Annotated in this window: 20 protein-coding genes; 1 reads left to right on the top strand and 19 read right to left on the bottom strand. The window is 31.8% G+C overall.

Features of this window, described 5'->3' with window-relative positions:
- Positions 1–7: 7 nt before the first annotated feature.
- From rpiA to BR82_RS17825, 5 genes are all read right to left on the bottom strand, one after another.
- Positions 8–667: a ribose 5-phosphate isomerase A gene (gene rpiA / locus BR82_RS0109805; protein ID WP_027090040.1), complete on the bottom strand. Its 660-nt coding sequence runs from the start codon at positions 665–667 to the stop codon at positions 8–10.
- Positions 668–669: 2 nt separating this feature from the next.
- Positions 670–2,571 carry a PTS fructose transporter subunit IIABC gene (locus BR82_RS0109800; protein ID WP_027090039.1) on the bottom strand — a complete coding sequence of 634 codons (1,902 nt, stop codon included), beginning with the start codon at positions 2,569–2,571 and terminating at the stop codon, positions 670–672.
- A 14-nt stretch (positions 2,572–2,585) separates the two neighbouring features.
- Complete coding sequence (gene pfkB, locus BR82_RS0109795) at positions 2,586–3,491, bottom strand: 1-phosphofructokinase (RefSeq protein WP_027090038.1); 906 nt, start codon at positions 3,489–3,491, stop codon at positions 2,586–2,588.
- A gap of 131 nt (positions 3,492–3,622) precedes the next feature.
- Entirely contained in the window at positions 3,623–4,474 is an 852-nt protein-coding gene (locus BR82_RS0109790) for a MurR/RpiR family transcriptional regulator (RefSeq protein WP_027090037.1), read from the bottom strand.
- A gap of 223 nt (positions 4,475–4,697) precedes the next feature.
- Positions 4,698–4,820: a hypothetical protein gene (locus tag BR82_RS17825; protein ID WP_261794271.1), complete on the bottom strand. Its 123-nt coding sequence runs from the start codon at positions 4,818–4,820 to the stop codon at positions 4,698–4,700.
- A 198-nt stretch (positions 4,821–5,018) separates the two neighbouring features.
- Between BR82_RS17825 and BR82_RS0109775 the strand changes: the two genes are divergently transcribed.
- Positions 5,019–5,639: a LexA family protein gene (locus tag BR82_RS0109775; protein WP_027090036.1), complete on the top strand. Its 621-nt coding sequence runs from the start codon at positions 5,019–5,021 to the stop codon at positions 5,637–5,639.
- A gap of 51 nt (positions 5,640–5,690) precedes the next feature.
- Here the strand turns inward: BR82_RS0109775 and BR82_RS0109770 are convergent, their stop codons facing one another.
- From BR82_RS0109770 to wecB, 14 genes are all read right to left on the bottom strand, one after another.
- Positions 5,691–6,479, bottom strand: a complete 789-nt coding sequence (locus BR82_RS0109770; RefSeq protein ID WP_027090035.1) for a Cof-type HAD-IIB family hydrolase — start codon at positions 6,477–6,479, stop codon at positions 5,691–5,693.
- 201 nt (positions 6,480–6,680) lie between these two features.
- Positions 6,681–7,142, bottom strand: coding sequence for a thioredoxin-dependent thiol peroxidase (gene bcp, locus BR82_RS0109765; protein ID WP_027090034.1), 462 nt, complete (start codon positions 7,140–7,142; stop codon positions 6,681–6,683).
- A gap of 17 nt (positions 7,143–7,159) precedes the next feature.
- Entirely contained in the window at positions 7,160–8,038 is an 879-nt protein-coding gene (locus BR82_RS0109760) for an SDR family NAD(P)-dependent oxidoreductase (RefSeq protein WP_027090033.1), read from the bottom strand.
- Between the two features lie 226 nt (positions 8,039–8,264).
- Complete coding sequence (locus BR82_RS0109750; protein ID WP_027090032.1) at positions 8,265–9,623, bottom strand: MATE family efflux transporter; 1,359 nt, start codon at positions 9,621–9,623, stop codon at positions 8,265–8,267.
- Positions 9,624–9,643: 20 nt separating this feature from the next.
- Complete coding sequence (larC, locus tag BR82_RS0109745; RefSeq protein ID WP_027090031.1) at positions 9,644–10,816, bottom strand: nickel pincer cofactor biosynthesis protein LarC; 1,173 nt, start codon at positions 10,814–10,816, stop codon at positions 9,644–9,646.
- Positions 10,813–11,553 (bottom strand): nickel pincer cofactor biosynthesis protein LarB, encoded by a 741-nt coding sequence (gene larB, locus BR82_RS0109740; protein ID WP_027090030.1) that lies wholly within the window; start codon positions 11,551–11,553, stop codon positions 10,813–10,815. The genes larC and larB overlap by 4 nt, the downstream gene beginning before the upstream one ends.
- Positions 11,554–11,556: 3 nt before the next feature.
- A complete protein-coding gene (locus BR82_RS0109735) occupies positions 11,557–12,273 on the bottom strand; it encodes an energy-coupling factor ABC transporter ATP-binding protein (protein ID WP_027090029.1) in 717 nt (238 codons plus the stop codon).
- Positions 12,273–13,043, bottom strand: a complete 771-nt coding sequence (locus BR82_RS0109730; protein WP_027090028.1) for an energy-coupling factor transporter transmembrane component T family protein — start codon at positions 13,041–13,043, stop codon at positions 12,273–12,275. Before BR82_RS0109730 ends, BR82_RS0109735 begins: the two co-directional genes overlap by 1 nt.
- Positions 13,036–14,037, bottom strand: coding sequence for an energy-coupling factor ABC transporter permease (locus BR82_RS0109725; protein WP_084300803.1), 1,002 nt, complete (start codon positions 14,035–14,037; stop codon positions 13,036–13,038). The genes BR82_RS0109730 and BR82_RS0109725 overlap by 8 nt, the downstream gene beginning before the upstream one ends.
- Before the next feature lie 57 nt (positions 14,038–14,094).
- The gene (locus tag BR82_RS0109720; protein WP_240474544.1) at positions 14,095–14,508 is read right to left on the bottom strand and encodes a DUF3842 family protein; all 414 of its coding nucleotides are present in this window, start codon (positions 14,506–14,508) and stop codon (positions 14,095–14,097) included.
- On the bottom strand, positions 14,498–15,271 hold the full coding sequence (larE, locus tag BR82_RS0109715) for an ATP-dependent sacrificial sulfur transferase LarE (protein WP_240474543.1): 774 nt from the start codon (positions 15,269–15,271) through the stop codon (positions 14,498–14,500). Before larE ends, BR82_RS0109720 begins: the two co-directional genes overlap by 11 nt.
- 130 nt (positions 15,272–15,401) lie before the next feature.
- Complete coding sequence (locus tag BR82_RS0109710; protein ID WP_027090024.1) at positions 15,402–18,638, bottom strand: DEAD/DEAH box helicase; 3,237 nt, start codon at positions 18,636–18,638, stop codon at positions 15,402–15,404.
- A 108-nt stretch (positions 18,639–18,746) separates the two neighbouring features.
- Positions 18,747–19,019, bottom strand: coding sequence for an acylphosphatase (locus tag BR82_RS0109705; RefSeq protein ID WP_024721234.1), 273 nt, complete (start codon positions 19,017–19,019; stop codon positions 18,747–18,749).
- Positions 19,020–19,096: 77 nt separating this feature from the next.
- Positions 19,097–20,281, bottom strand: a complete 1,185-nt coding sequence (gene wecB / locus BR82_RS0109700; RefSeq protein WP_027090023.1) for a non-hydrolyzing UDP-N-acetylglucosamine 2-epimerase — start codon at positions 20,279–20,281, stop codon at positions 19,097–19,099.
- Positions 20,282–20,326 lie beyond the last annotated feature (45 nt).

Here is a 20,326-nt window from a genome sequence, read left to right as displayed (position 1 = left end):
CAGCCTCCTATTTCACTATTACTCTACTACCTTCTTGATCTACTGAAATTACTTTAGTAGCAATATTATAGAACAAAGAAGTATCAATCACGCCACAAATAGCTAATAAATCATCATTTAATTTTTTCAAATCTTTAACTTTTTCAAACTTAGCATTTAAAATATAATTGCCATTATCACTGATCGTTCCACCATCTTTACTAGATGTTGGACGAATTTCAACTGAAGCATTCATATTATTAAGTTTTTTTGTAACATATGATAACGCTTCAGGAAATACTTCTAAAGCAATTGGTAAATTCAATGGTAATTGCTCAAAAACTTTACTTTCATCAACTAATAAAACATAGTCATCAGCCATTGAGGCAATAATTTTTTCTTTGGTATGGATCGCTCCTCCTGATTTTAAAGCATTTAACTTTAAATCCACTTCATCACAACCATCAAAAGCAATATCAAGATGATCAACAGCCCAGGTTGGTAAAAGATGTAACCCATTTTTAATGCATGATTGAGCAGTTGATAATGATGGTGTTACAACTTTAACATCTAACTGTGCTTCTTTTATATAACCTACTAGATAGGAGATGGTTGAACCACCGCCTAATCCAATCGTCATATTATTTTTTATTAATTTCAAAGCTTCTCGTGCACATCTTTGTTTCATGATCAATTATTCTCCTTTAAAGGTTTTTTTAAAATAGATAATACTAAACATCCAGCAACTGCTCCTAAAACGATCGCTAAAGCATACATTAGCGGATTTCCAATCGTTGGTAGAACAAAGATACCACCATGAGGAGCTCTTAAAGTACAACCAAACAACATCGATAAACCACCAGCTATAGCTGAACCAATGATACATGAAGGGATGACTCTAAGCGGATCTTTGGCTGCAAAAGGAATAGCTCCTTCAGAAATAAACGCTAATCCCATCACATAGTTTACTAAACCAGAATTCTTCTCTTCTTTAGTCCAGCGATTTTTAAATAAAGTCGTACTCAATGCAATTGCAAGCGGTGGAATCATTCCGCCAGCCATAACTGCTGCCATGATTTCAAAATTTCCTTCTGCTAACTGTGATGTTGCAAAAACGTATGATGCTTTATTGATTGGGCCACCCATATCAGTAGACTGCATCCCAGCTACGATCATACCTAATAATATTTTACTTGTTCCACCCATACTATTTAAAAAATTATTAAGAGCAGTATTGATTGCACCTACAAATGGATTGATCAAGGTTGTAATAACTGCTACTAATAATATTCCTAAAACCGGATAAATTAGAATTGGTTTTATTCCTTCTAATGCTTTTGGTAATTTTGAAAATAATTTTTTTAGTGCTAAAACTAAATAACCACCAATAAAACCAGCTAATAAAGCTCCTAAAAATCCGGAATTAACATCACCACCAGCAGGATTAGCAAAAGTACAACCCATTTTAGCGACGATTCCCCCAATAAAACCTACTGCTAAACCGGGACGATCAGCAATTGACATTGCTACATAACCAGCTAAAACTGGTAACATCATCCCAAAAGCCTGCTCTCCGATTGTCTTTAAATAAGCTGCTAATGGTGTGTTTTTACCAAAATTAGAAGGATCGATCGAATAATCATCAAATAAGAATGCTAAAGCAATCAAGATTCCCCCACCAATAACAAATGGTAACATATGACTAACACCATTCATTAAGTGTTTATAAATAGCTCGACCGATTCCTTCAGATGATGTTTCTTCAATATTTACACTGCCATCATGATGATAAACAGGGACTTCATGATTAATAATTTTATTAATCAATTCTTCTGGTTTTTGGATTCCCTGCGTTACACTGACCGAAAGGACTGGTTTACCATCAAAACGTGACATTTCAACCTTTTTATCAGCTGCAATAATAATCCCATCAGCCATCGCTATTTCTTGAGCCGTTAAAACATTTTTAGCACCATCAGCGCCATTTGTCTCTGCCTTCAACAAATATCCCATCTCTTTACCAGCTTTAGTTAAATTTTCAGCCGCCATAAATGTATGGGCGATTCCTGTCGGACAAGCTGTAACTGCTAAAACTCGATATGTCCCATTTTCTTTAGGGGTACTTTCAGCATCTTTTTTAGCTTCTTCTTCATTTATTATATTTAAAAACTCTGCTGCTGTTGAAGCATTGATCAGTGCTTTTCTAAAATCTTCATTCATCAATAAAGTTGATAATTTTGCTAGTGCCTGCAAATGAAGATTCCCGCCATCTTCAGGGGCTGCGATCATAAATGCTAAATGTACAAGACTGCCATCTAATGATTCATAATCTACGCCATCTTTAATTGTAATAGCTGCTAATCCTGGTTTTTTTACAGCTGCTACTTGTGCATGAGGAATTGCGATTCCATCCCCAATTCCCGTAGTACTTAATTCTTCACGAGCTAATATTCCTTTTTTATATGCTTCTTTATCACTAATTTTCCCTGATGCATCCATTAAATCAACTAAACAGTCAATTGTTTCTTCTTTTGATTTAACATTGACATTTAAAGCAATACTTTTTATATCCAATAATTCCGTAATTTTCATAAACTTTCTCCTCATTATAGTTGTTCTACTAATTCTTCAATCATTTCTCTTTTAGCTAATCCTTCGCTAAATGCTGTTGCGCCCCCTGCTGCTGTTGCTAATTTAATAATTTCGTGATATTCTTTGCCATCTAAATATCCAGCTACAAAGCCGGCTACCATAGAATCTCCAGCCCCAACTGAATTTTTTAATTTTCCCTTACATACACCTAATTGATGTTTCTTTCCCGTTTCATCTATTAGTAAAGAACCATCTTTAGCCATTGAAATCAATACATTCTTAGCACCTTGTTCTTGTAATTTACGGGCATAAAACTCTACTTCCTCAAGGTTATTGATTTCTACATTAAATAGTTCTGCTAATTCATGCACATTTGGTTTAATCAAAAATGGTTTTAAATCAAGTGTCCCTTTTAATAAATCACCCGTAGCGTCAACCACTGTTTTAATATCCCGATCATTTAATGATTTTAAAATAGTGTGATAAGCATCTTTAGACATTGATTTAGGAATACTTCCCGAAAGAATCAAAACATCCCCTGAAACTAACTTATCTAATTTTTGAATTAGTAATGTTAAAGCATTTTCATCAATAACAGGTCCTTGACCATTAATTTCACTTTCTTCATTACTACGAAGTTTTACATTGATTCTTGATAGACCTTTATTCAATTTAATAAAATCTGTCTGTAGTCCTAAAACCTCTCTGGCTCCACGTTGAATTTCATCCCCCGTAAACCCTGCTAAGTATCCTAAACATACACTTTCATATCCTAATTCTTTTAAAACTGCTGCTACGTTGATTCCTTTCCCGCCATAGTAAATTGCTTCATCACTTGTTCGATTGACCATCCCTAATTTAAAATCATCGACACTTACGACATAGTCTAACGCGGGATTAAACGTAATTGTGTATATCATTTTCATTCCTCCTTTTTCAACGAAATTATTTTTCACAACTATAATATACAACGATATTATATTTTCGTCAATACTTTTATTAAGAAATTTTATTTCATATATATAAATAATTAAAACCAGGTATAACCTGGTTAAAATTTATCACCAGCAATAGCATTTTCATGCCGAGCAATACTTTTATAAGCATTTTTATCCATTGAAGTTAAAAACAAGTATAAGATTTCAATTACGGTCGTTGCAGAAACCCGTGAAAAGCAATAACCATCAAGAAATAATTTTTCACGCGTTGCTGTAGTAATATGATAATTACTAGCTTTAGCAATAGTTGACTGCTCATTATTTGTTATCGCGATCGTTATTGCTCCTACCTCTTTAGCTGCCTTCATCAAAGTAATCATTTCTCTAGACTCACCTGAATTTGAAATAACAATAACAGCATCTTTATCTGTTAAATTATAGGTATAACCGATTTGAGTTTCCCAAATAGTTCCCGATATCGCCGGAATACCAATTTGATTAAGTTTAAAAGCCCCATCTATAGCAACTGGTATTGTATTTCCAACAGCTGCAAACTGAACACTTTTAGCATTTTTTATAATTGTTAAAATTTCCTTTAAATTCGTTTCATCCATCATCGAAACTGTCTGTTTCAGTTCTTCTACTTTATTAGCCAAGATATTTTGCAAAGATTGTCCAATATCATCGATTGAAATATTATTCGATACCGACACTACTTCACCAGTACCTGTTTCAACCATCTCTTTAGCTAATGATATCTTTAAATGATGAAATCCTTTAACACCAATCTTTTTACAAAAACGTGATACTGAAGCTTCACTTGATCCACTAACACTAGCTAACTGTCCCACTGTCATATCAACTACTTTGTCATAGTTATTAATAATATACTTAGCAATTTTCTTTTCTGAATCAAAAAAGCCATCATACAATGAACATATCGTATCCATTACTGTTTTTTCCATTATCACACCTCCATGAATAAATATTAGCACAAAACAATATTTAATGAAAATATTTTTCATCAAATATTTAAAAAAATAGTCAATTAAATTGACTATTCTTGAGCATTAGAAGCATTAGGATATTCATTGTCATATTCAACAATATGATTATCATAATCTAGCTCATCTTTCTCTTTATTATCCTTACGTTTCACTAATTATCACCCCTAATTAGTATTCCCCATTATAAAACAATTAAATCAACCAAATAACTACTTAATGATGCAAACACGAATCCTAATGATAATATCGTAACTATTATCGTCATGATTCCCTTTTTTGTAAAATTTAGTTCTTCATATTCCATTGTTATTTCCTCCATCAATGTATCTATTAATTCATCTTTTTTTATTTTTATATTAAAAGTTTCTTTTTAAGACACTTTTAATATAACTCTTTTTTATTGCTTTGTCAACAAAAAGTATCTTTTAAAGATACTTTTTGTTAATAACATTTGCAATTACAACACATTAATAGTAAAATTAAGACACGAGGAGTGATTTTAATGACTGGTGAGAGAATAAAAAAATTGCGAAAAGAAAAAGGCTTGACACAAGAACAGCTTGGCAAGCTTTTAGGTGTAAAAAAATCAGCGATTGCTAAATATGAAAATAATCGTGTTGAAAACTTAAAGAAAGAAACGATCCAAAAATTATCTGAAATATTTGAAGTACCAGCTTTTTACTTTTTAGGTATTGACGAGCCTGAACAGCCGACCCTTACTAATTCTATAACAATTCCCTTATATAATGATATCAGTTGTGGAACCGGTATTTTTGTAGATGATAATATCGATGAATATATTGCTTTACCAGAATCTTTATTATCATTAAACAAAGAATACTTTTGCCAATATGCAAATGGTGACAGTATGGTTGGCGAAAATATTAATCCTGGAGATTTGATCGTGTTTGAAAAATGCAATCAGATCAGAAATGGGGAAATAGGCTGTTTTACTATTGAAGATAATGTTGCAACATGTAAAAAGTTCTATCGCGATAATGATAATCAATGTATTATTTTGCAGCCTGCCAACCCCGATTATAATCCTCTTATTATCAACCGTGATAATCAGGCTGGATTTAGAGTAATTGGAAAATTATGTCTAGTTATAAATAAGAGATAAAAAACTTTTGTAAAAAAAGTTTTTTTATTTAAAATAGCCTAATAAAATAGGCTATAACTCTAATACTTCTTTAATTTTACTAAGTACCCCTTGTCTATCATTAGTATCTGCAATACCATAAGCAATTTCTTTGATCGGATCTACTGCATTAGCCATTGCATAACTATATTTTACTTGCTGGAGCAGTTCGTAATCATTCATTTGATCACCAAAAGCCATACATTCATCAGGTTCTATTTCATAGATTGCTTGTAAAAAGCGCATTGCAATTCCTTTATTGATATCATTATTTTGGATATCTACCCAATTATTACCGGAAGTAACTGTCTTAACATTATCTGGCAGCTTTGATCCAATTTCATTAAACACAATATCAAGCTTATCATTTGGATCATATACCGCAATCTTCATAATTCCATCACTAATATCATCAAATGATTCAACAAAACGATAATTACAATAATATTTTTTTATTTCATCTTTATACTGATAATTTTTTTCTAAAATATAAGCCCCTTTGCGACCGCATAATACTACTAACAGCTCATTATAACCTGCTAAAAGCCCTTTTATTTTTTCGACATCATCTTTTTCAATTATATTACAATATAATTCCCTTGCCCCCTCAGCAATGAAACTTCCATTTTCAGCAATGAAATACATTTGTTCACTTAAAGGTATAAATTTTTGAAATAAACGATAATACTGATTACCGCTAGCAATAACAAATTTAATATTTTTTTCTTTTAATTTATAAAATATATCTATAAATTCTGGATCAAAACGTTTTTCGGAATCTAAAAATGTTCCATCCATATCTGTAGCAATCATCTTTATCATGATAAATCCCCCTATATGCTAGTAGTATAACACATATTAGCTTATCAAGAAAGAAATAAACTAAAAAAGGATTTAATATCCTAATATCTTACGACAATTAAGTTAATATGATTTTCGATCAATTATTATTATTTTTATAATCTGTAATTTCAATCTAAAGAATATTATATAAAAAAGGAATGAAAACTCATTCCTTAAATATTAAGATTTATTTAATTCTTCTAACATCTGGCTTGGATTATCAGCAGCTTTAACTTTTCCAAAAGCTTTTATGATCATGCCATCTTCATCAATTAAATAAGTAGTTCTAACAACACCCATAACTTTTTTACCATACATATTTTTCTCTTGCCAAACATCATAAGCTTGAATAGCTTCTAATTCAGGATCTGATAAAAGAATAAACGGTAATTGATATTTTTGTTCAAAACGTTTATGAGAAGCTACACTATCTTTACTTATCCCCATTATTTGTACACCTAGTTCTGTAAAATGAGGATATAACTTTCCAAATCCACAAGCTTGTTTAGTACAGCCAGGTGTATTATCGCGAGGATAAAAATACAAAATTATCTTCTTTCCTTTAAAATCACTCAACGCTACTTTTTTGCCATCTTGATTTAAAAGACTAAAATCTGGAGCTTTTACACCACATTCCAACATTATAATTCCTCCTATCATTATTTATTATAAGTGTATTTCATACTCATTGTCCATAGTTCTTTAGCGTTTTCTTGATTATAAGAAAGCGGTGAAGAATCACATGTATTTGTACTTCTATCATAGTATTTACCGCTTATATTTTCATATTTCTTTTCTGTCATCAACAAGGCTAATGCCTGTGATGATTTTTCTAAAGAACCTACTCGATTTGATATTAGTTTTAGATTTTCTTTTGTAAACTTAGATTTATCTGGTACAAAATTTGTCTCTAACATCAAACCAGGATTAAAAGCATTCACTATGATTGACTTTTTATCATTTTTTAATTGACGTGATAATTCATAAGTAAAATATAAATTACACAATTTAGAATATGAATATCGTATCGTCTGCTGACCAAGATCATCATTAGGAAAAGCTATCATATCACTACCAAGCCACTCTAATTCACCACTTAAAGGACAATGCATATCACTGCTGACAACTAAAATCCGTCCTTTTTCCTCCATTAATGGCAATAATAGTGTCGTTAATAAAAAATGTCCTAAATGATTTGATTGAAAAACACAATCAAATCCATCTTTTGTAAGTCCCTGATGAGCTCCTGATATTCCTGCATTGCAAATCAATCCATAAACAGGCTGTAAGTTCATGTTCTTGTATTTTTCGACAAACTCCCGCACTGATTGAAGAGATGTTAAATCCAGTGGTAAAGCTAAGATATTTTTATTTCCAGTTTCTGTGATTAGTTTTTGTTTTGCTTCGTTTGCTTTATCTAAATTTCTACAAGCCATGATTATTTGATAATCAGCTGTCGTTTTAGCAATATTTTCTGCTGTCTTAAACCCTAAACCAGAATTTGCTCCAGTTATTATAATCGTTTTTAATTTACTCATATATTATCCCTCTTTTTTATATTTTCTATGTAATAAGATAAATAATAAAAAGTTTCTATTTCATATAGAAACTAAAATCAATCATGTCGATCTATTATTTGAAATAAACACATGATTACGACTCCTACTATAATACCAGCTTCAAAAGTTAAAAAATATTTTATTAATTCCATTTTACCTCCATAAAATTATTTTGATATTATAGTATACTCTTTATCTAAGCATTTTAATCATTATTTAACCGATATTTCCAGCGTCCTTTTAAAAATCTTCTTGAAAGCAAGAAACACCGAGCAACATTATCACATACCATCATCACCCAAACTGCTTCAATGCTTAAATTAAAAACATTGATCATTAACCAGGAACCAGTTATTCTAATTCCCCACATTGTCAATAATGAAAAAACAAAAGGAGCTTTAGTATCACCCATACCATTAAAAACACCCTCAAGAATTACCAAAATGCCATAAATCGGTTCTGAAACAGAAACAATTCGTAAAACTCGTGCTCCTAATTCAATAACTTGAACATCTGGAGTAAAAATACTCATTAACTGCCTAGCAAAAATAAAGAGCACTACACCACAAACTGTCATTAACAGCATCGTAATACCACTAATTAAATACGTTACTTCTTTAACTCTTTGCTCACTCTTTTGTCCCATCGCATTACCCGCTAAAGTAGCTGCAGCAGTTTGAAAACCATAACCAGGTATATAAAAAGCCTGTTCTGCCTGAATCGCAATCGTATGAGCTGCAAATCTAACTACTCCTAACTTTGCAATCAAAGCCGAAAAAGTCACATGTCCCAAACAAATAACACCCCGTTCTAAAACAACTGGGATTCCAATATCCAGGCATTCTTTAAACTCTTTTTTATAAAAATGAAAACCAGTTTTAGAAAACGAAAAAATTTTATTTTTATAATATCTGACAAACATCATTACCCCACCAATAACAAAAGAAATAGCTGTTGCTATTGCTGCACCATTGACTCCTAATCCAGCGCCTAAAACAGTAATTCCAAATATTTTTCGAGTCGGGTAGATCAAAATAAAATTTAAAACAATATTGATCATATTCATATAAAGATTGATCATCATTGGGGTCTTCATATCGCTAACGCTGCGTAAAACAGATGATAAAATCAAAACTGCACTGCGAAACAACAGTGGTATCGAAATAATCATAAAATATGAGGAAGCTACTGCACAAATTTTTGGATCACCATTTAACCAGATAGGTAAATATGGTGCAATTAAAACACAGATCACTGTAAGAATAGTACCAACTATCAAAGTCAAAAATAAAGCCTGTTGTCCTGTTCTTTGAACTTTTTCTTGATCATCAGCCCCCATTGCCTGAGCACATACAGAAAGAATCCCAATTCCAAAAGCAATAGCGATACTCGAAACAAGCCAGCCAACGGTTGAGGTCAAACCAACAGCCGCTGAAGCATCAGCACCTAAAGCCCCGACCATCGCTGTATCAACATAGGACACAACGACATTCATCGCTTCTTGAACAACTGCTGGCCAAGCCAAAAAACAGATTGCTTTAATTTGATGCCAATATTTTTTCACTTTCTACCTCCTCATACCTATTATTTAATCAACTTATAAACCTCTTTGATCCCTAGATCATTTTCCTTGGCAATTTTTTTAAGTGACTCGTATTCAGGATAAAGATAACTTTTACCATCATGAGCAACTTTTTTAGCTAAAATTTTACCATATGGGCTATCAATTTCGATCATCTTGCGTGATAATACCGTTCTTTTTTCATAACGATAACGAATTCCAATTGTTGATGTTTGTTTAAAAATAATATTTTGTAATAATTCCAGCTTATCTTTATCACAGATAACACTCAAACAATAAGCAGGACGATTCTTCTTCATAAAAATCGGTGTGTAATAGACATCAAGAGCTCCATTTTCAAATAATTGCTGTGATGTATACCCTAAAATTTCACTATTACTATCATCGATATTGGTTTCCATGACAATAACTTCATCGTCATCTTGATCCATCTGCCCTAATGATACTTTTAATACATTAGGGATTTTTAAGTCTTTACTGCCACATCCCCAGCCAACTTTTTGAACTTTCATTGCTGGCATAATCCCAAAAGCGGTACTTAATTCCGCAATGATCGCCGCTCCAGTAGGGGTAACTAATTCCGTATCAATATCAATTTGTCGTGAAACAACATCACTATCAGCAAATATTTCCGAAGTTGCCGGTACTGGTACAGAAATCATTCCATGGGCACATTCAATAAAACCATAACCATCATTGACGATACTGCTACAGATTTTATCAGGAGCAATCTTGGTAATTAAAATTGCTGTTCCAATTATATCAACGATGGAGTCAATTGCGCCAACTTCATGAAAATGAACATTCATTAATTCTTCATGATGAACTTTGCTTTCAGCTTTAGCAACTCTTAAAAAAATGTTTTTCGCTAATATTTTAGCTTGGCCATCAATTCCACTATCATCAATGATTTTATTTACATCAAAAAGATTACGATGAACATGATGATGTTCATGATCATGATGGTGATGATGATGTTCTTCTAGACAAACATCCACATATGTACCTGTTATCCCATTCTTTTTTGTTTTTGAAACATGAAGATGATAACCATCTACCTTTAATTTTGCCAATTCTTTTTGTAAATAATCGGGATCATCGATCAATTCCATCAAAGCTCCTAGGGTCATATTTCCACTGATCCCACTACTACAATCAAAATATAATACTTTCATCGCTGTCCTCCTAAACAATTAATTGTATGCGCCATATATCCGGCACCAAAACCATTATCAATATTTACAACGCTAACACCGCTAGCACAACTATTCAACATCGCTAATAAAGCTGACAAACCATTAAAATTTGCTCCATAACCGATTGAAGTGGGAACTGCAATGACTGGTTTATCCACTAATCCCCCAACTACTGATGCCAGAGCTCCTTCCATTCCCGCCACTACAACGATAACATTGGCCTGTTTAATGACATCAATCTTATTAAATAAACGATGGATTCCAGCCACGCCAACATCACAGATCAATTCGACATGATTACCTAAAAACTCTGCCGTTATTAATGCTTCTTTAGCAACTGGTAAATCAGATGTCCCAGCACAAACAACTACAATCTTTCCTTTATTTTTTATTTTTGCTTCTTTTTTTAATAAAAAGGTTTTAGCTTCAGAATCATACACAAATTCTGGATATAATTTTTTTAAATAATCTGCTTTTATGGCATCGATTCGTGTAGCTAAAATATCTCTTTGTTCATGTTCCAGCATGTTTTTAATAATTCCAGCGAGCTGTTCTTTAGTCTTACTAGCACCATAAATAACTTCAAAAGCACCAGTACGCTGTTTGCGATTATAGTCGATCGTTGCATAATCAATGGGATTATCGATCAAATTCACAGCTTCATCGACTGTGATTTCATGATTTTCTACTTTTTCTAAAATTTCTTTTACTTTCATAATCTACCTCTGATATCTTAATGGTAATTCTAAGCCGTTTTTTTCCAGTAGTGTTTGGTTTGTTAAAATTTCATGAGCATTACCACTAGCAGCAATTTTCCCTTGATTCAACAAGACTACCTCATCACATAGATCTAAAGCCATATCCAAATCATGAGTAGCTAGAATGATCTGCTGGGGCAATTGTTTAAGCGTATTAATGACGTTTCGCCGGCTTTTTGGATCTAGAAATGCTGATGGTTCATCTAATAATAAAATTTCTGGATCCATTATAACTACACTCGCTAAAGCGACGATTCTTTTCTGACCACCAGATAAGTGATTTGCCATTCGTGGTAATAGCTCTTCTATTTCAAACTGCTTTGCAATATATTTGATTTTATCATCGATCACCTGTTTTGCTGCTCCTTGATTTATTAATCCAAAAGCTAGATTGTCATATACAGTTGGTAAAAACAGCATATGATCAGAATTTTGAAAAACGAGACCCACTAAAGTTCGAATCTTAGCAACTGTATCTTTGTTTACATCAAGATCATTGATCTTGATTTCTCCCTGGTAATCAACTAATTTAAGAATGCTTAATAATAATGTTGATTTCCCAGAACCGTTTTCACCAATAATTCCGACGCATTTTTGTTTCTTTAAAAATATATTGATATTATCTAAAGCTTTAAGGGAATTATCAAATACTACTTGTAAATTATTAATTTCAATCATTAAAATACCACCTTTATCAAGATCATTATTCCTAAAACCATCATGATCAAAAAATAATTTTCTATTTTAAAAGTCTCATAATTCAAATAAGATGATCTAACATCAAAACCGCGACATTTCATTGCATTATATACTTCACTACTACGTTTAAAACTTCGTACTAATAATGTTCCTAAAAAACTCCCCATATCTTTAAAAGCAATTTTATTAATATTAGGATTCTTCAACTGATAAGCCTGCATCATTATCAACGCCTCTTCAACTAATAAAAAAATATAGCGATAAATCATTACCAGCTGTAAAACAAAAATAGATGGTACTTTTAAATGTACTAGTTCACAAGCAATACTTTCAAATCTTGTTGTTGCCATCAATAAAAAGACAGCCAATAAACATAAAATATTTTTTAAAACGATCGTAATCAAAGAAAGTACTCCTGATGATATCAAAACACCACCAATATCAACAACACTATTAGCGAAAAAAAGATTTGAAATGCCAATACATAATGATATTGGCAAGCCAATTAAACTTCTTTTCAACAAACTATAAAAAGATACTTTACTCAACAATATCATTATAATAATTAATCCCAAATATCCTAACAATTCTAAAACATCAAAATAATTGGCGGTAACTACAAAAATAATATAGATCAAACTTAAAATAATTTTCAATAACGGGTTTAAACGGTGAATCGATGATGTACCATTAGCCGCTAATTGCTCCAAATAGCCAAACTTTGATAATGAAGTTTTAAAACTACTCATATTTTTTCTTTACCACTAAATAACCAATCAAACCAACTAAAATCAAAGTTGCGGCACCACCAGCTATTCCCGAAACAGAAATACCTAGATTACTTTCACTACCATTAAAATTATAATCTGGTAAAAGTGTCGTCTTTTCTTGAACACTGGCTAGAGCATCTTTCGTAGTACCACTAGCTTTTAGTTCAGTTTGTCCTGTTACCCCTTCAATCGACCACTCTAAACCATCTGGCTTGCTTGAAGCATATAAAGATAAACCACCACCAATTAACACAGTTAAGATTCCAAACGTTAGTAATTGTTTTTTTAAATTAAGCATGGTAAAACTTTTATCATTGATTGATGCTTCAACAATTTCCCGTTTATCTTTTAAAACATATAAAACAACTGCTGCTGTTATTAATCCCTCGATCAACCCAATGGCTAAATGAATCGGTAACATCAAAGCAGCAAAAGAAGCAAATGGAAGTTCTGTGATATTACTTGCTAAAGTTTGTAATACAACTGCAAAAGCTCCCATTTGTAAGCCGACTATTACCGCTAAAATACTCGCTAAAATAACTCGTGATGAGTTTAAATTCTTTTTTAAAATTGGTTTAGCAATTAAGGGATAAGCGATAAAACATGGTAGAACTCCCATATTGAAAATATTACATCCTAGTGCTAGTAGTCCACCATCACCAAAAAATAAGCATTGAATAATTAAAACCGAACACAGTGATAAAAAGGCCGGATACTGTCCTAAAATCAGACATAATAAAATTCCCCCACCAATATGGCCACTGCTTCCTGTGCCAGGAATCGTAAAGTTGATCATTTGGGCAGCAAAAACAAAGGCCCCCATTACTCCCATCAAAGGAATCTTACGATCATCATGCTCCTGGTTGATTTTTTTAATTGCTAAAGCAATCATAACAAAACTAATTATTAAAAAAATAAAACCAATTTTTACAGAAATCAAACCATCTGCCATATGCATATAAATTAAATCCATATTTTCCCTTTCCACAAACACTTCTGTGTTTCTTCTAGTACTTCATGTACTCGGGATCTATTTTAAAATATTTATTAAATCTTTGATATATTCTTGAATTGACTTCATTTCAACTCCTAATACATGACCAGCACATTTACTTACTGGAATAAAATATTTCTGCGCCTCACTACAGCTAACTGCATTAGCCATCGCTGGTGAAACTTCACCATACATTGAGTTGGCAAAAACAAAACCAATTGGACCAATTAAGATCTTGGCATTTTTAGCATTATAAATAATTGCATTTTCACCAGTAGCAACTACATCAGCGCCAGCTTTTTTCATATTGTTAGTTGCTGTACTATTAGTTCCAACAGCAATAATAAAAGTATTATCAATTTCTTTTTTTATCGCCTCAATAACACTGCGCCCGATTCCGCCACCCTGGCCATCAATAATAACGATTTCCATCTTCTTATTACCTATCATAACTTCCACTAGTTATGCCTTCCAAATCTAATGTCACATAATCAAACCCTAGTTTTTTTATTTCCTTAACTAAAGCATCATCAATAACTTTATTAAAGTCTTTTAACTCAACCTCGATTCGTGCTAATTTATCATGAACCCGAACGCGTACATGATATACTCCTCTTTGATGCAATAAAGTTTCAGCTGCTTCGACCAAAGCTAATTTTTGCTTCGTTAATAATGTATCATAAGGAAACCGTGATGCTAGACAAGCATTAGCTGGTTTATCATATGTAACGATTTTTAACTGTTTTGAATATTCTCTAATTTCTGCTTTCGTTAATTTGACCTTAGCTAATGGTGAAATTATTCCTAATTCTAAACATGCCTGATTGCCAGGACGGTATACTTTTTCATCATCAGCATTTTTACCATCAAACACAGTTTCGATGCCAAACTTATGAGCCGTTTCGATGACCATGGACATTACCTGCTTTTTACAATGATAACAGCGGTCTTTACGATTGTATCTAAACTGTTTGATGGCTAAAACATCTAAAGGCACTTCAGCAAACCACCCAGCAGCAAGCATTGTTCTAGCATTTTCGATATCTTCCTTAGACATCATGATTCCTCTACATAATACTGCTAAAACATTTTCCTTTCCTAAAACCTCAGCGGCAACTTGATATAAAAAATTAGAATCACAACCACCACTATAAGCAATCGCAACTTTTTGATAAGTTTTCAATACTTCTTTTAATTGTTGTAATTTTTCCATAGTTTCACCTTCGTACATTATCTTATCATAATTTAACCAGCATTTCTAACATCCCTAATCATTATACAAGCTAAAGTATACTTTATGTCAAGCACTGATCAATAGCTGATTTTTAAAACTTAATAATTAGCTATACTTTAAATAATTCGATAATTTCATCGGTCGACATTGATGTAATCGTACCTTCATTACCTTCAACAAAACTATCAGCTAAGTTTTTCTTTTTATTTTGCAATTCTAATATCTTTTCTTCAATACTATCTTTCATAACTAACTTATAAACAGTCACAATATTTTGCTGTCCGATTCGATGAGCACGATCAGTTGCCTGATTTTGAGCCGACATATTCCACCATGGATCAAAGTGGATCACTGCTTCAGCTGCTGTTAAATTCAATCCCGTTCCACCAGCTTTTAAAGAAATCAAGAAAACTGTTGTATCATCATTTTGGAATTGTTTAACTAAACGATGACGTTCTTCTTTCTTGGTATCGCCTGTTAATTTGTAATAGCTAATATTTTCTTTTTCTAATTCTTGAATAATTAGATCTAAAACTGCTGTAAAAGATGAGAATAATAGTACTTTTTGATTATTTCCCTGGAAATTTCTTATTAAATCAAGACATCCCTCTAATTTTGAAGAAATATGCGTGATATTTTCATATAATACTCTTGGTTCACAACAAATTTGACGCAATCTAGTAAGCATTGCCAGAATTGCAATTCGATCTACTTTTTCATAATTTAATTGTTCTTGTAAACTTTTATTAACTTGAACTAAATTAGCTAAATATAGTTTATGTTCTTCTTCGTTGAATTCTAAAGTAATTGTCTTTTCAATTTTTTCTGGTAATTCCGTTAATACATCTTTTTTATTTCTTCTTAAGATAAAGGGACTAATTAGCTTTTTCAATTCTTGTTGTTTTTGTTCATCATGATTTTTGACAATTGGTGTTTCATAGTGAGTTTGAAAATAGTGATAATTGAATAAATAATCTGGCATTAAAAAATCAAAAATTGACCATAGTTCCGCCAAAGAATTTTCAATTGGCGTTCCAGTTAGTGCAAAACGATGCTTTGCTTTAATTGTTTTTACTGAAGCAGCATTTTTAGTTTTAGGATTTTTTATATACTGTGCTTCGTCGATAATTAAATATTCAAACTGATGATCCTGATATAATTCATAATCGCGTCTTATATAATCGTATGTAGTTATTAAGATGTCAACATCATTAAAAGCATTGATTGCTGCTTTTCGTTTTTGTAATGAACCATTGACACACTGACAAGTTAAATTTAAAGAGAATTTATGAATTTCATCTTGCCAGTTTAATAGTAATGATGATGGACAAATAACTAAGCTAGTTTTATCAGCATGACGATTTTCATCTAATAAAGCAATTATTTGTAATGTTTTACCTAGTCCCATATCATCAGCTAAAATACCGCCAAAGCCGTATGCACTAATAGATTGCAGCCACTGATAACCGTACTTTTGATAGTCTCTTAAAATATTATCATAATTTTTAGATAATGGATAATTTGTTTTTTTAATATTTCTAAAATTATCGATTACTTCTTTAAAAATATCACTACGATCAAAATTTAAATGCTCACTATTTTCTGCTTTATTTTCAATGCTAAAAGCCCGATAAACATTTAAATCTAAATGTCCATCTTCAAGCATTTTAGGTTTTAAATTATAGTCATTCATAAAATCATCTAATTCTTCTAATTCATTGGAATCCAAGTATAGTAATTTACCATTTTTTAAACGATGAAATTTCTTTTTACGTTGATACGAACTTAATACTGCAGCTAATTCTTCACTAGGGATATCGATACTTTCAACATCGATTGCAAGTAGATCGTTTTCAATCGTTACGCCGATACTAATATTAAACTGGCTTTTTTTACCAATATTTTTAAGTGCTTCACTAACCATGATTTCACAATAATCAGCTAGAAAAGGTAATCCTTGATTTAAAAAAGTATATGCTTTTTCATTTTCTAAATTAATATAAATAGCGTGTTTTTCGTAATCAACTACATCACTAATTTCTTTTAAATAGTTTTCAATTAAATCAAAATTTATAGATGTAACTTTACCATCATGGTCAAATGAATAAATAATCTGCTTATCTTGTTCACTTTTTAAATATACACAGATTTGTTCAGAATCATTGATATCGCCATATAAAGTCAAGATTTCATTATCACTAATATTATTAGTTAACTCATCTCCGGTAAAATTAAAATATTGTTTAATATCATCTAATATATATTTATGAAAATCATCAACATCTTCTTTGCTGAGATATAATTCTCTTTTTTGTAAACAATGATGAATAAATTTTGCTGCTTTACCATTATTATCTAATTTTGTTACCCCTATTTTATTGTCATCTATTTTATAAATATTTTTATTTCCACATATCTGATCTATGTTTTCTATTTTTAATAAAAAATATTTCCCAGATTCCTTAATATCAATAGTCGGTAATTGATTTTCCTGATAAATTAATATTGATGAATTATATTTTAAATCTTTTAATGTATCATGAATTTTATCAACACTTTCCGGCAAGATCTTAATTTCATTTGTTGTTTTTGGTACATTGTAATAATATTCATGACAATGCCGCTCATAAACAACTAGACAATATTTCATCAAGTCAATGATTTTTTTAGCATCATCACTAAAAACCTCAATATTATGAAGAAAACCTAGCCGCTTACCATACTCAACATAATTATTATTAGAAATATTGTTTAAAAAATCAGGTATATTTTTAATAATATATTTCTTATCATTTCCTACTTTAAATTTTATAAATGCCCCATCGATCCTTACTACTATCATGGGCTCTAAATCGATTTCTTTATCCTGATTGATCAAATTAAAGGCACTGATTTTAGTATCTTTAAAATTATTAATTATGTTTTTTGTTGTAGCCATTTCGCCTTTTAAAATAGCTTCTTCGTGATTACGACGTATTTCAGCCAACCTCTGTGCAAAACTATCTTTGTTTTGTTCCTGATCACGATATTCAAATGGAAAGTTATCAGGAGAAAGTTCTTGAACTTTTAATAAAATTGCCGCAATATGTCCACATGCTGAATCTGCTGTACACCAATAACAATCACAATCGTAATCAAAAATTTGATTTTGACTATCGACAGAAATCATACATTTATCTTCATAGCTTCCATTGTCAACTATTCCTTCAATTACATATTCTTCAAACAATGGCTCATAATAAATATTTATCTTTTTAACATAATTTTTTTGATAATATTGTCGTCCTGTTTGCATATTTCTATTATTGCTTACAATTCTCTTTAATTCTTTATCAGTTATCAGCATTTTAGTACTCCTTTTTCATAACTATAATTATAATAACAAATATTACGAAAAGCTACTACCTCCAATTTTTTTATCTAAATATTAAAGGACAGGTATGCCACCTGTCCCTTAATATTTCATTTCAAATGATGTTTCATCTTTCAATACAGTCAAATTTTCAACTTTCATTGAATCAATACAAATAAACCGAGTATGTTTCATTTCACTCACTAAGCGCTCGATCAAAGATTCTTCACCTTGAAAACAAGCTTCTACTGAGCCATCTGGTAAATTACATACCCAGCCGGTAAGCCCCAATTCTACTGCTTTATGATAAGCAGTAAAGCGAAACCCTACCCCCTGGACCCTGCCATAAAATAAATAGTGCTTTCTAACTAACATATTATCACCTGCTTATAAAATATATAGCTATTATAACACATCCAGGTTTATCTTTTAATTATTAAATAAAATCAATTCTAATCTTTCCGCCATACCATTTTGTTTACTACACCTGTATATGACTGAATCAGTTTTACTACTTTAGTACTTACATTCTCTTCGATATAATCTGGTACCGGTATTCCATGATCTCCTTCTAAGTTCATTTGTACTGCTGTTTCTACGGCCTGTAATAATGATCTTTCGTCTATCCCTGCTAAAACAAAACATCCTTTATCTAAAGCCTCCGGTCTCTCGGTACTTGTTCTGATACATACCGCTGGAAATGACCTTCCTATACTTGTAAAGTATGAACTCTCTTCCGGTAATGTCCCGCTGTCACTTACCACTGCATAAGCATTCATCTGTAAGTGATTGTAATCATGGAATCCTAACGGCTCATGCTGGATCACTCTGCCATCTAACTTGAAACCGCTCTTTTCTAATCTTTTCTTACTTCGAGGATGACATGAATATAATATCGGCATATCATATCTTTCAGCTATTTTATTGACTGCATTGAATAATGAAAGAAAGTTCTTTTCGGTATCGATATTCTCTTCCCGATGCGCACTCAATAAGATATAACCTTTAGCTTTTAATTTTAATCTGTCCAGGATATCAGATGCTTCTATCTCCTTTAGATTGTTAGTTAATACTTCGGCCATTGGTGATCCCGTCACATATACTCTTTCTTTTGGCAGACCGCATTCATGCAGATACTTTCTGGCATGTTCACTATAAGCTAGATTGACATCGGAAATGATATCAACGATCCGTCTGTTCGTTTCTTCCGGTAAACATTCATCTTTACATCTGTTCCCTGCTTCCATATGAAAGATCGGGATATGCAGTCTTTTGGCACTGATTGCACTTAAACAGCTGTTAGTATCTCCTAAGATCAGTAAGGCATCAGGTTTGATCTGATTCATCAGTTTATATGAACAGTTGATGATATTGCCAACTGTAGCTCCCAGATCATCACCGACAGCATTCATATATACTTCAGGATCAGCTAATTTCAAATCATGAAAAAATACGCCATTTAAATTATAATCATAGTTTTGTCCGGTATGTGCTAAAATACAGTCAAAGTATTTGCGACATTTACTGATCACTGCTGCCAGTCTGATGATCTCAGGTCTTGTTCCAACAATGATCAGTAATTTTAATTTACCGTTTTCTTTCCATCTTACATTTGTATAATCTGTCATTATTTCCATTTTCTACCTCTATTTTTCCATTAATAAAAGATAAGCTATGCCAGC

Source organism: Thomasclavelia saccharogumia DSM 17460 (assembly GCF_000686665.1).
Lineage (GTDB): Bacteria > Bacillota_I > Bacilli_A > Erysipelotrichales > Coprobacillaceae > Thomasclavelia > Thomasclavelia saccharogumia.
This window is presented reverse-complemented; position numbering and strand designations above follow the sequence as displayed.